This window comes from Leclercia adecarboxylata (assembly GCF_035787115.1).
Taxonomy (GTDB): domain Bacteria; phylum Pseudomonadota; class Gammaproteobacteria; order Enterobacterales; family Enterobacteriaceae; genus Enterobacter; species Enterobacter adecarboxylatus_E.
In genome coordinates this window covers 17345-30228 of record NZ_JALKTL010000002.1, presented here as the reverse complement: position 1 = coordinate 30228, position 12884 = coordinate 17345, and the positions used below count along the sequence as shown (strand labels likewise).

Genomic DNA, 12884 nt, shown 5'->3' with positions numbered 1-12884 from the left:
TTTTTCATCGTCAGAATAAGGCCCGCCCGCACATCTGCCGATACTAATCCACAGCGACCTAACGATAACAAACAATAAGCGACCGCCTCATGCGGGATGCTCTGGCGCGTATTGCGCCATTTGGAGTGGTGATGGAATTTTTTGATATCCGCAAAATGCCGGTCAACCTCTGGCGCAACGGCGCGGGAGAGACGCGCGAAATATGTTGTTTTCCCCCTGCAACCCGGGACTTTACCTGGCGTGCCAGTATCGCGTCTCTTGCCAGCAACGGCGACTTTTCTGTCTCTCCCGGCGTCGACCGGGTAATTACCCTGCTGGAAGGGGGGGAAGTGAAACTGGATGGCGGGAAGGCGTTCAATCACACCCTGCGACGTCATCAGCCCTTCAGCTTTGCCGGAGAATTGCCGGTAAAGGCACAGTTGCTGGAAGGGCAGATGTCGATGGACTTTAACATCATGACTCGCCGGGACATCTGTCGGGCGAAGGTGCGGGTGGCAGATCGCACCTTCACCACCTTTGCGTCACGTGGCGGGGTAATATTTGTGCTGAGCGGGGCCTGGCAGCTGGGCGATAAACTGCTCACCGCCGATCAGGGCGCTTACTGGCATGACGGCGACCATACCCTGCGGCTGCTGAAAGAGGAGGGTACTCTGCTGTTCAGCGAGATTTTCTGGCTTCCGGGTCATTGAGCGGAATGATCTCATAGTTGCCGGCCAGCAGGGGTTTGCAGAGAATTTTATACCCATCCTGATCAAAACCGGCGGGGGTGCGCAGCAGTTCCGCCGCCTCGTCGAGGTTGTCGACCGCGCCCAGCCACAGCCAGTTATGGATGATATGGTAGTGGGTCATCTCCGGGCGCGACTCTTTCAGCGCCACGGCGCAGTCCCACGGCCAGCATGTGACGCCAATCGCCTGCAACCCTTCAAGCAGTCGCTGCTGGTGATCCTCAACGCTCTCTTTTCCGCAGCACGCCCCCGCACAGCGCTTCAGCGCCGAGCGGAAACAGGCCCGCCCGCGGGTTAAGGACTCCAGCCCGAGCAGGCCATAACAGAGCTGACGCTCATCGGCCAGCGCCTGCAGGGTTTGCAGCGCCGCCCGGCGGTTCGCAAACAGGCCAAACAGGTTCGGCGTATGCGAAAAATCCACCTCACGGGCATACACAATCTGCGGTTTACCCGCGGTGATCTGCAGCGAGCAGAGCTGGCGATTGCGGCGTAACCGCTTATTGAACAGCGGCTGCTGCTCCTTGATTAAACGCGCTTCAAGCAGGAGAGCGCCCAGCTCACCGGCGGTTTGCGTCCAGGTGATGCGCCGGGACTGGCGCAGCATGGCGGCCTCATCCGGGGTGCGCAGATGCGAGAGCACCCGGCTGCGGATATTGACGCTCTTGCCGATATATAGCGGCATGGCGTCGCTTTCGCCATGAAAGAAATAGACGCCTGGCTGCTTCGGCAGTGCCTCAAGCCACGGGCGCAGATGTTCGGGATATTCATAGATGGCGGCCGCTTCGAATTCAAGCCGCGGTGCCGATTGACGCCTGCTCACAACATACTCCTGATACTGTTCAGGCATACAGTGTAGCAGCAGTTATGTGGTTAAAAAAGAGGCGGCAGACGCCGCCCCTGCAGAATTACTGTTTCCAGAAGTCATCGAAGACCGTGATCGGCGGGCGACGTTTGTGCTCGGTCTTCAGGTACCAGCCTTCAATGATGCGGGCGGTGCCTTCGTCCAGCGTCTTGCCTTCCAGATAATCATCAATGTTTTCATAGGTGACGCCAAGCGCAGCTTCGTCAGGCAGGGAAGGACGATCGTCTTCCAGATCCGCGGTCGGCGCTTTCTTATAAAGGTGCTCCGGGCAGCCCAGCGCGGCCAGCAACTGTTTGCCCTGGCGTTTGTTGAGACGGAACAGCGGGTTAATGTCGGTGCCGCCGTCGCCATATTTGGTGAAGAAGCCGGTCAGCGCTTCCGCTGCATGGTCGGTGCCTACTACCACGCCGCCGGTCATTCCGGCGATGCTGTACTGGGCTTTCATTCGCTCACGGGCTTTTTCGTTGCCGCGGACAAAATCGCTCAGCTCAATACCGGCGTCACGCAGCGCTTTTTCGCTCGCCAGCACCGCTTCTTTAATGTTTACGGTCAGCACGCGATCGGGCTGAATAAAGGCGATGGCATCCTGACAATCCTGCTCGTCGAACTGCACGCCATAGGGCAGACGGACCGCGATAAATTGCAGGGCCTCGTTGCCCGTTTCGGCACGCAGTTCGCTGATCGCCATCTGGCTCAGCTTTCCGGCAAGGGTGGAGTCCTGACCGCCGCTAATACCCAGTACCAGCGTTTTCAGGAACGGAAACGTCGTCAAATAGGACTTCAAAAAATCGACGCTACGGCGGATCTCTTCTTCCGCATTAATGGCGGGTTTTGCACCCAGCGCCTGGATAATTTCTTGTTGCAGAGCCATCAGCCCCTCCGTTACACAAATTTGCCTGATGAATGTTCTGTTAAAGCTAACCCGTCATGGGGAAAACGACAAGGATCACAATTTTGAATGGAGCGAAATAGAACGATTTAGCAGGTTATCTCTGTCTTGCAGGAATTTTCCGAAAAAACTCTGCCGTCACGCTTGAGGTTGAAAAATGTGATTTTCTATTCCAGGCTTACTTAACACGCTGATAAACAAGAGGACGGAATATGAACAAGAACGTAGCAGGAATGTTAGGCGCAGCGGCAGTACTGACTTTGCTGGCGGGCTGTACCGCCTATGACCGCACAACCGATCAGTTTAAAGAGCCGGTAGTAAAAGACGTTAAAAAAGGGATGACCCGTGCTCAGGTAGAGCAGCTGGCCGGTAAGCCATCATCTGAGGTGACGATGATCCACGCGCGTGGTACCTGCCAGACTTACATCCTCGGTCAACGGGATGGTAAAACCGAAACCTATTTTGTTGCATTAGATGACACAGGTCACGTTATGAACTCGGGCTACCAGACCTGTGCTGAATACGACACCGATCCGCAGGCACCTAAAGCCTGATTAAGTCCCTTCCTGAGCAGATACAAACCGGCCAACTGGCCGGTTTTTCTTTTTAGCGCTTCTAATCTTATTTCTTAACGCGAATTATTTGCCTGAAATGTGAAGGCAGTCATAGCTGCAGGTCAATGAGAGACAATTCCAAAACATCCTGGATTACCACAGGCATTTCGGTTGCCGTATACTCATCCCATCAGACCGGCTTGCGAGAAGAGACGTCCGGTAACGGCGCTGATGTCGCGGCTAACGCAGTGGCCATATAAGAGGGAAGTCGTTATGGAAAAGAAACATATCTATCTGTTTTGCTCAGCGGGCATGTCAACATCACTGCTGGTGTCAAAAATGCGCGCGCAGGCAGAGAAGTACGAAGTACCGGTAGTGATTGAAGCGTTCCCGGAAACACTGGCAGGCGAAAAAGGCACCAGCGCGGACGTTGTGCTGTTAGGACCGCAAATTGCTTATATGTTGCCAGAAATTCAACGCCTGTTACCGAATAAACCGGTGGAAGTGATCGACTCAGTGCTGTACGGCAAGGTAGATGGTTTGGGTGTTCTTAAAGCTGCTGTAGCGGCGATTAAAAAAGCTGCTAATTAATTTATTTTTTTATTTTTCCCGTCAAAGAGCAATTTCACACACATTTACGCCGCAATATTATTGCGGCATTTAAGGGCATTTTCTATGAGTAGATTTATTGCTGCGCTTGAAAAGGTACTCCTTCCTTTTGCAGTTAAAATAGGAAAACAACCGCATGTCAACGCCATTAAAAACGGCTTTATTAAATTAATGCCGTTAACCCTGGCCGGGGCCATGTTCGTTTTAATTAACAACGTTTTTCTTAGCTTCGGTGATGGTTCATTTTTCTATTCATTAGGTGTTCGTTTAGATCCCTCAACTATTGAAACGTTAAATGGTTTCAAGGCCATCGGCGGCAATGTGTACAACGGTACGCTGGGTATTATGTCGCTGATGGCGCCTTTCTTTATCGGGATGGCGCTGGCAGAAGAGCGTAAAGTCGACTCGCTGGCCGCTGGTTTATTATCTGTTGCTGCCTTTATGACCGTGACGCCTTATAGCGTGGGTGAAGCCTACGCAGTAGGCGCGAACTGGCTGGGTGGTGCGAATATCATTTCCGGTATTGTGATCGGTCTGGTTGTGGCGGAAATGTTTACCTTTATTATTCGTCGCAACTGGGTGATCCGCTTACCGGACAGCGTACCGGCATCGGTATCGCGCTCCTTTTCGGCGCTGATCCCAGGCTTCATTATTCTCTCCATCATGGGGACTATCGCCTGGGCGCTCTCTCATTGGGGCACCAACTTCCACCAGATCATCATGGACACCATTTCCACACCGCTGGCATCCATGGGTGGCGTGGTAGGCTGGGCTTACGTGATTTTCACCTCCCTGCTGTGGTTCTTCGGTGTTCACGGTTCTCTGGCGCTGGCCGCGCTGGACAGCGGCATCATGACCCCATGGGCCCTGGAAAACGTGGCGCTCTACCAGCAGTATGGCTCCGTTGACGCGGCGCTGGCGGCAGGTAAAACCTTCCACGTGTGGGCGAAACCGATGCTGGACTCCTACATCTTCCTGGGCGGTACCGGGGCAACGCTGGGTCTGATCATCGCGGTATTCATCACCTCCCGTCGTGCAGATCACCGTCAGGTGGCGAAGCTGGCCCTGCCGTCAGGCATCTTCCAGATTAACGAGCCAATCCTGTTCGGTCTGCCAATTATCATGAACCCGGTGATGTTCATTCCGTTCATTCTGGTACAGCCGCTGCTGGCAGCCATTACCCTGACGGCTTACTACCTGGGAATCATCCCACCGGTGACCAACATTGCGCCGTGGACGATGCCAGCCGGACTGGGCGCCTTCTTCAACACGAATGGCAGCGTCGCGGCCTTCCTGTTGGCGATATTCAACCTTGGTGTGGCAACCCTGCTCTATATGCCGTTCGTCGCCATCGCCAACAAGGCCCAGACCACCATTGATGAAGAAGAGAGCGAAGAAGATATCGCCCTCGCACTGAAATTCTGATGTCGTATGACGCGGGGCAACCCGCGTCAGTACAGGAGAACAAGAGATGTTTGATTTAGAAAATATTGTTGCAGAAACGGAAGACGTAGCAGAGAACGACCTTGAAGAAGTGGTGATGGGGCTTATTATCAACTCCGGTCAGGCCCGCAGCCTGGCGTACGCGGCACTGAAAAAAGCCAAACAGGGCGATTTCGACACCGCTAAAGAGATGATGGCCCAGTCGCGCACCGCGCTGAATGAAGCGCACCTGGTGCAAACAAAACTGATCGAAAGCGATCAGGGTGAAGGTAAAATGAAGGTGAGCCTGGTGCTGGTACACGCCCAGGACCATCTGATGACCTCCATGCTGGCGCGTGAGCTGGTAGCGGAACTCATCGAACTTCACGAGAAAATGCAGTAAGTCAGTCTGATAGCAGGAGGTCAGCGCCATGGAAATCACTACCGCCCGGGAACAACAGCTGTTTAATGGTAAAAATTTTCATGTGTTTATTTATAACAAGGTGGAGAGCATCAGCGGTCTGCATCAGCATGACTACTATGAGTTCACCATCGTGCTGACCGGCCGCTATTTCCAGGAGATCAACGGCAAGCGGGTGCTGCTGGAGCGGGGGGACTTTGTCTTTATCCCGATGGGTTCGCACCATCAGAGCTTTTATGATTTTGGTGCCACGCGTATTCTCAACGTCGGCATCAGTAAACGCTTCTTCGAAACCCACTATTCGCCGCTGCTGCCGTTTTGCTTTGTTGCCTCGCAGGTCTATCACGTTAAAAGTGAATTCCTGAACTGGATCGACACCGTTATTGCCTCTCTCAACTTCCGCGACAATGAGTTCGATGAATTTATTGAAACGGTGACTTTCTACGTCGTCAACCGCTTACGCCATTATCGCGAAGAGCAGCAGGCCAGTGACGATATTCCGCAATGGCTACGCACCACCGTTGAAATGATGCACGACAAGCTGCGTTTTGGTGAAAACGCGCTGGAGAATATGGTGGCGCTGTCGGGAAAATCGCAGGAATACCTGACCCGCGCGACCCAGCGTTATTATCAGAAGACGCCGGTGCAGATTATTAATGATATACGGATCAATTTCGCCAGAAAACAGCTGGAAATTACCAATTATTCGGTAACGGATATTGCTTACGAATCCGGTTATAGCAGTCCGAGTCTGTTTATTAAGACCTTTAAGAAATTGACCTCCTTTACACCTAACAGCTACCGGAAAAACCTCACGGTTATTAATTAACGTCCGGCGGGTTCACCGCCGGGAATATTTATTACAGGCTTGCCCAATATAAATGGGACGGGATCGCTATACTCAAAAGGCGGAGCACCCAGGGAGAATATTATGCAAAAGAAACTTAAAGTAGTCACCATCGGCGGCGGAAGCAGCTACACCCCGGAATTACTGGAAGGCTTCCTCAAACGCTATCATGAATTACCGGTCAGCGAATTGTGGCTGGTTGACGTGGCCGAGGGCCAGGAGAAGCTCGATATTATTCACGACCTGTGCCAGCGCATGGTGAAAAAAGCGGGTGTGCCGATGACTGTGCATAAAACCCTCGACCGTCGTGAGGCGCTGAAAGGTGCCGATTTCGTTACCACCCAGCTGCGCGTTGGCCAGCTGAAAGCGCGCGAGCTGGATGAGCGTATCCCGCTGAGCTACGGCTACCTGGGCCAGGAGACCAACGGCGCTGGAGGCTTATTTAAAGGGCTGCGTACCATTCCAGTAGTGTTCGACATCATTAAAGATGTGCAGGAGATCTGCCCGCAGGCGTGGGTCATCAACTTCACCAACCCGGCCGGTATGGTCACCGAAGCCGTCTACCGTCACACCGGATTCAAACGCTTTATTGGGGTATGCAATATCCCTATCGGCATGAAGATGTTCATCCGCGATGTGCTGGCCCTGACCGACAGCGACGATCTCTCCATTGACCTGTTTGGCCTGAACCATATGGTCTTTATCAGGGATGTGCTGGTCAACGGTGAATCACGTTTCGCGGAGCTGCTGGATGGCGTTGCCAGCGGCACCCTGAAGGCGAGCTCGGTGAAGAACATTTTCGACCTGCCGTTTAGCGAAGGGCTGATTCGCTCCCTGAATCTGCTGCCATGCTCCTATCTGCTCTACTACTTCAAGCTGAAAGAGATGCTGGCGATCGAGATGGGCGAATACTACAAAGGCGGCGCGCGTGCGCAGGTAGTGCAGAAGGTGGAAAAACAGCTGTTCGAGCTGTATAAAAACCCGGACCTGAACGTCAAGCCGAAAGAGCTGGAGCAGCGCGGCGGGGCTTACTACTCCGATGCAGCCTGCGAAGTGATTAACGCTATCTACAACGACAAACAGGCGGAACATTACGTCAACGTGCCGCATCACGGCCACATTGATAATATCCCGGCAGACTGGGCGGTAGAGATGACCTGCATTCTGGGTCGCGACGGGGCGAAGCCGCATCCGCGCCTGACCCATTTTGATGACAAAGTGATGGGGCTTATCCACACCATCAAGGGCTTTGAGGTGGCGGCCAGCCAGGCGGCCATCAGCGGCGAACTGAACGACGTGCTGCTGGCTCTGAACCTGAGCCCGCTGGTGCAGTCCGATCGTGATGCCGAGAAGCTGGCGCGCGACCTGATCCTGGCCCATGAAAAATGGCTGCCTAATTTTGCCGCCACTATCGATAAACTGAAAAGCGAGCAGCACTAAGAGGGATCGCTATGGAATATCTGCTGATCGTTAATGCCGATGATTTTGGCCTCTCAAAAGGGCAAAACTATGGCATTGTGGAAGCCTGTCGGCACGGCGTGGTGACCTCCACCACCGCTATGGTCAACGGCGACGCGATTGAGCACGCCGCCGCGCTCAGCCGGGATCTGCCTGACCTGGGGGTAGGGATGCACTTTGTCCTGACCCTCGGTATGCCGCTGACACCCATGCCAGGGCTGACGCGGGACGGGTTGTTGGGCAAGTGGATCTGGGAGATGGCAGAGCAGGGGACCTTGCCGCTGGAGGAGATTGCCCGCGAGCTGGACTGCCAGTTCAATCGCTTCGTCGATCTCTTCGGCCGCGAACCAACGCACATCGACAGTCATCACCATGTGCATATGATCCCGGCCATCTTCCCGCTGGTGGCCGAGTTTGCTCGCCGCAAAGGGGTGGCGCTGCGTGTGGATCCTCAGGTCGACGGGATCGACGAACGGGGTGGCGATCTGCCCCCCACCACGGACGGTTTCAGCAGTGCATTTTATGGCGATGAAATCAGTGAAGCGCTGTTCTTAAGCGTGCTGGACAGCTCTGTACAGCGGGGGGAGCAGTCGCTGGAGGTGATGGCACACCCGGCCTTTATCGATAATACGATCCGTAAAAGCGCCTACTGCTGGCCGCGCCTGACGGAGCTGGACGTGCTCACCTCGACGTCGCTGAAATACGCGATTGCCGAGCGTGGGTATCGGCTGGGGACATTCAGGGATCTGTGAGAAATCGCCCGGTGGCGCTACGCTTACCGGGCTCAGGTTACAGAGTTAGCCGGGTAAGGCGAAGCCGCCACCCGGCTTTTTTTACGCAGGTATCTGGTCAATCTTACTGGTGCGCGACCACACCCGGTGCGCCGCCATCAGCAACGTCAGCTCATCCATAAACGCGCCTGCTGCCGTGTCGCCTTCGACGATCCCCTCTTCACCCTGATCCGCCACTTTCAGTAGCGGCTTAAACTGGCGGGCATCACCGGCCAGCGCAATCGGCTTGAGATGCTTGTACGCCTCCAGCAGATAATAGGCAGCGTCGCCGTTATTGAGCAGGCTCTGGATATCGCCGCACGGCACGACTACCGCATCGACGGTCAGGGACGGTGAACCGGCAAAAGTCGCCGCAACCGGCAGTACCGAGCCGTCATCGGCGGTGACTTCACCCATGCGCGAATAGAGTAACTTCGCATGCACGCCTTTTGCCTTCAGCGCCTGAAGTACCGCCAGCACATCGCTGGCCCGTGGGGTGTCGTTCAGTAACACCGCCACCACGCGGCCTTTGATATCGCCGCCAGGAACGGCATACAGGCTCAGAGCCGGATCCTTTTTCACGCCGTTGACATCCTGCGGCGGGGCCAGGTTACGCTGCTCGTCGGTGAGGGCGATCCCCAGATTGTCCGCCACGCCCTGTGCCAGAGTGATATCAATATGCGCCAGCTGATCGACTACCCGCTCGCGAATATAGGCGCGCACAACTTTGCTCAACTCAAAGCTGAAGGCGCCAATAATGTGCTCCTGCTCCACCGGCGTCTGGCTCTGCCAGAACAGGCGTGGATGGGCGTAATATTCGGCAAATGAGGGGCTACGCTCGCGGATTTTTGTTCCTTCCACGCGCTCCTGATACGACTCGAATCCGCCCCGTTTTGGTCCGGGCGGGGTTTCGCGCGGCCAGTTGTCGTTGATCGAGTTTGGCTCGTAGTTAGCCGGGTTGGTGTCGATCTCCATGCGATGCATCCCGTCCCGCTGGAAATTATGGTACGGACAGGTTGGCCGGTTGATGGGGATCTCGTGGAAGTTAGGCCCGCCCAGACGGCTGATTTGCGTATCGGTATAGGAGAAGAGACGCCCCTGCAGTAATGGGTCGTTGGTAAAGTCCAGCCCGGGGACGATGTGGCCCGGGTGGAAGGCGGCCTGTTCGTTCTCGGCAAAGAAGTTGTCCGGGTTACGGTTGAGCACCATCTTGCCCACCAGTTGAACCGGTACCAGCTCCTCAGGGATCAGCTTGGTTGGGTCGAGAAGATCAAAATCAAACTTGAATTCGTCCTCTTCCGGGATCAACTGGAAACCGAGCTCATATTCCGGGAAGTCGCCAGCTTCAATGGATTCCCACAGATCGCGGCGATGGAAGTCCGGGTCGCGTCCGGTGAGCTTCTGTGCCTCGTCCCACACCAGCGAGGCTTTACCGGCTACCGGCTTCCAGTGGAAGCGCACAAAGGTGGCCTTGCCTTCGGCGTTAATCAGGCGGAAGGTATGAATGCCAAAGCCCTCCATGGTGCGATAGCTGCGCGGGATACCGCGGTCGGACATCGCCCACATCACATTGTGCAGGGTTTCCGGCTGCAGCGACACGTAATCCCAGAATGTGTCGTGTGCGCTCTGACCCTGAGGGATGGCCCAGTGAGGCTCCGGTTTTACCGCATGAACAAAATCGGGGAACTTGTGTGCGTCCTGAATAAAGAAGATCGGCGTATTGTTGCCCACCAGATCAAAAATGCCCTCATCGGTATAAAACTTGGTGGCGAAGCCGCGAATATCCCGCACCGTATCGGCTGAACCCGCGCCGCCCTGCACCGTAGAGAAACGGACAAAGACCGGGGTGATTTTATCCGGATCCGACAAGAAATCAGCTTTAGTAATATCTTTCAGACTCTTATAAGGCTGGAAATAGCCGTGAGCCGCGGAGCCGCGCGCGTGCACGATACGCTCAGGAATACGCTCATGGTCAAAGTGGGTGATTTTTTCCCGCAGGATAAAGTCTTCCAGCAGGGTTGGGCCGCGCGTCCCGGCGCGAAGGGAGTTCTGATCGTCAGCGATGCGCACTCCCTGGTTGGTGGTCAGCGGGAAATTCTCTCCCCCTTTGCGAACCTCATCCAGCGCATTCAGTTTTTGATTGCCGGTATCCGGCGCTTTCATGCTGCCGGGTGCCGTCGGCTCCTGGCCCGGTGGGGTAGGGACCGGACTGGCACGATGAGAGCCGTCCGCAGGAGCCAGGGAGTCCATCCCGGGCTTCGCTTCACTGGCGTCGTGAAGCGGGGACTGTTCAGGTTTATGTGTCTTATCATTTTGCGACATTGCACTCGTCTCCTGTTTTCATTGCTGAAACGCGGCCTTATTTGCCTTAAATCCCAATAACTATAGAACATTAAGGGTTATAAGCAGGGTAAACACCCATTTTCAGACAACCGCTTACGCTTGAGGAGGCAGATGGGGCGCGACGCAGGAGGGGCAATCGGCTATGATAGGAATTTGCTGATTTTTGAGTTTGATTAGTGAACCTGCTGCTTATGAAACCTCTTCGCCAACAAAATCGTCCTGTTATCAGTTACCAGCCTCGTGTTGAACCCGCGCCACCAGAACATGCCACTAAAATGGATGGCTTTCGTGACGTGTGGCTGTTACGCGGTAAATATGTCGCCTATGTGCTGATTGGAGAGCGTTTTCGCCGTTCACCAGTGTTTACCGTGCCGGAGTCAGCCCAGCGCTGGGCATTGCAGGTGCGTCAGGATGAGGACATTGAGGATTAACAGACATAAAAAAACCGCCTTCACTACTGAAGGCGGTTTTTTTACTCAAAAGGCGATTAACGGTGCGCCAGCTCCACGTCATCTTCGCTTGCCAGAATGGTTTTGTCGGTCTGCTTCAGCCATTGGCTGGTCAGCGTACCGGCAGTCATGGAGCCGCTGACGTTCAGCGCAGTACGCCCCATGTCGATCAGCGGTTCAACTGAGATCAGCAGCGCCACCAGCGTCACCGGCAGACCCAGGGCAGGCAGTACAATCAGTGCCGCGAAGGTTGCGCCGCCACCCACACCGGCCACACCGGCAGAGCTTATGGTGACGATCCCGACCAGAGTTGCAATCCATACCGGATCCAGCGGGTTAATCCCTACCGTAGGCGCAACCATCACCGCCAGCATTGCCGGGTAGAGTCCCGCACAACCGTTCTGACCAATCGTGGCGCCAAAGGAGGCGGAGAAGCTGGCGATAGACTCCGGTACGCCCAGACGACGTGTCTGCGCTTCCACATTCAGCGGAATAGAGGCAGCGCTGGAGCGGCTGGTGAAGGCGAAGGTCAGGACAGGCCATACTTTGCGGAAGTATTTCAGCGGGCTTACGCCGTTGACACTGAGCAGAATGGCGTGGACCACAAACATGATGCCCAGGCCGAGGTAAGATGCGACCACGAAGCTGCCCAGCTTGATGATGTCCTGCAGATTCGAGCCTGCAACCACTTTGGTCATCAGCGCCAGAACGCCGTACGGAGTCAGCTGCATCACCAGACGTACCAGCTTCATCACCCAGCTTTGCAGGGTGTCGATAGCGGTCAGCACGCGCTGGCCTTTCGGGGCATCATCTTTCAGTAACTTCAGCGCAGCCACGCCGAGGAAGGCGGCAAAAATCACCACGCTGATGATTGACGTTGGGTTGGCACCGGTCAGATCGGCAAACGGATTTTTCGGGATAAAGGAGAGCACCATCTGCGGAACGGTAAGATCCGCCACTTTACCCGCGTAGTTGGTCTCGATGGCCGTCAGACGCGCGCTTTCAGCTGTGCCCTGCACCAGACCTTCTGCCGTCAGGCCAAACAGATTGGTGACCAGCACGCCGACCAGCGCCGCAATTAGCGTGGTAAACAGCAGCGTACCAATGGTCAGAAAGCTGATTTTGCCCAGCTGGGAGGCGTTATGCAGACGGGCAACCGCACTCAGAATAGAGGCGAATACCAGCGGCATCACAATCATCTGCAGCAGCTGTACGTAGCCGTTGCCGACAATGTTAAACCACTGGATAGACTCTTTCAGCACCGGGTTGCTGGCACCGTAGATGGCCTGCAGCGCCAGGCCAAAGGCCACACCCATCACCAGACCGACCAGCACCTTTTTGGCCAGGCTCCACTGTTTGTGACGCGACTGCGCCAGCAACAGCAGTAAGCCGACGAACACCACAATGTTCGCGATTAATGGAAAATTCATCCCCGTTCTCCTGATTTAATATCAGATCGGTATCAGTCCGACCTTGTTGGCGCAAGGTTAGCAGAAGTGTGATCTGGTCGCTTATATCCAAATGGAATGGGTTAT

Annotated in this window: 13 protein-coding genes; 9 read left to right on the top strand and 4 right to left on the bottom strand. The window is 55.1% G+C overall.

Going from position 1 to position 12884, the window contains the following annotated elements; genetic code table 11:
- Window positions 1–131: 131 nt before the first annotated feature.
- A complete protein-coding gene (gene ves / locus MXM41_RS07545; RefSeq protein WP_325930915.1) occupies window positions 132–689 on the top strand; it encodes an environmental stress-induced protein Ves in 558 nt (185 codons plus the stop codon).
- On the opposite strand, the gene cho is transcribed toward ves, so the two are convergent.
- Window positions 658–1545 carry an excinuclease Cho gene (gene cho, locus MXM41_RS07540; protein WP_325930913.1) on the bottom strand — a complete coding sequence of 296 codons (888 nt, stop codon included), beginning with the start codon at window positions 1543–1545 and terminating at the stop codon, window positions 658–660. The two genes, ves and cho, sit on opposite strands and share 32 nt — an antisense overlap.
- 85 nt (window positions 1546–1630) lie before the next feature.
- A complete protein-coding gene (gene nadE, locus MXM41_RS07535) occupies window positions 1631–2458 on the bottom strand; it encodes an ammonia-dependent NAD(+) synthetase (protein ID WP_325930911.1) in 828 nt (275 codons plus the stop codon).
- 230 nt (window positions 2459–2688) lie between these two features.
- Between nadE and osmE the strand changes: the two genes are divergently transcribed.
- From osmE to chbG, 7 genes are all read left to right on the top strand, one after another.
- Window positions 2689–3030 (top strand): osmotically-inducible lipoprotein OsmE, encoded by a 342-nt coding sequence (gene osmE, locus MXM41_RS07530; RefSeq protein ID WP_039029054.1) that lies wholly within the window; start codon window positions 2689–2691, stop codon window positions 3028–3030.
- Between the two features lie 273 nt (window positions 3031–3303).
- Complete coding sequence (gene chbB, locus MXM41_RS07525) at window positions 3304–3621, top strand: PTS N,N'-diacetylchitobiose transporter subunit IIB (protein WP_039029055.1); 318 nt, start codon at window positions 3304–3306, stop codon at window positions 3619–3621.
- A gap of 84 nt (window positions 3622–3705) precedes the next feature.
- The gene (gene chbC, locus MXM41_RS07520) at window positions 3706–5064 is read left to right on the top strand and encodes a PTS N,N'-diacetylchitobiose transporter subunit IIC (RefSeq protein WP_325930909.1); all 1359 of its coding nucleotides are present in this window, start codon (window positions 3706–3708) and stop codon (window positions 5062–5064) included.
- Window positions 5065–5110: 46 nt separating this feature from the next.
- Window positions 5111–5464: a PTS N,N'-diacetylchitobiose transporter subunit IIA gene (gene chbA / locus MXM41_RS07515; RefSeq protein ID WP_325930908.1), complete on the top strand. Its 354-nt coding sequence runs from the start codon at window positions 5111–5113 to the stop codon at window positions 5462–5464.
- A gap of 28 nt (window positions 5465–5492) precedes the next feature.
- Complete coding sequence (gene chbR, locus MXM41_RS07510) at window positions 5493–6311, top strand: transcriptional regulator ChbR (protein ID WP_325930907.1); 819 nt, start codon at window positions 5493–5495, stop codon at window positions 6309–6311.
- Window positions 6312–6413: 102 nt separating this feature from the next.
- Window positions 6414–7769, top strand: coding sequence for a 6-phospho-beta-glucosidase (locus tag MXM41_RS07505; RefSeq protein ID WP_325930906.1), 1356 nt, complete (start codon window positions 6414–6416; stop codon window positions 7767–7769).
- 11 nt (window positions 7770–7780) lie between these two features.
- Window positions 7781–8539, top strand: coding sequence for a chitin disaccharide deacetylase (gene chbG / locus MXM41_RS07500; protein WP_325930905.1), 759 nt, complete (start codon window positions 7781–7783; stop codon window positions 8537–8539).
- 81 nt (window positions 8540–8620) lie between these two features.
- Here the strand turns inward: chbG and katE are convergent, their stop codons facing one another.
- Window positions 8621–10879 (bottom strand): catalase HPII, encoded by a 2259-nt coding sequence (gene katE, locus MXM41_RS07495; protein ID WP_325930904.1) that lies wholly within the window; start codon window positions 10877–10879, stop codon window positions 8621–8623.
- Window positions 10880–11076: 197 nt separating this feature from the next.
- On the opposite strand from katE, the gene cedA reads away from it, so the two are divergent.
- Window positions 11077–11331 carry a cell division activator CedA gene (cedA, locus tag MXM41_RS07490; RefSeq protein WP_325930903.1) on the top strand — a complete coding sequence of 85 codons (255 nt, stop codon included), beginning with the start codon at window positions 11077–11079 and terminating at the stop codon, window positions 11329–11331.
- Between the two features lie 56 nt (window positions 11332–11387).
- On the opposite strand, the gene MXM41_RS07485 is transcribed toward cedA, so the two are convergent.
- Window positions 11388–12779: an L-cystine transporter gene (locus tag MXM41_RS07485; RefSeq protein ID WP_325930901.1), complete on the bottom strand. Its 1392-nt coding sequence runs from the start codon at window positions 12777–12779 to the stop codon at window positions 11388–11390.
- Between the last annotated feature and the right edge of the window lie 105 nt (window positions 12780–12884).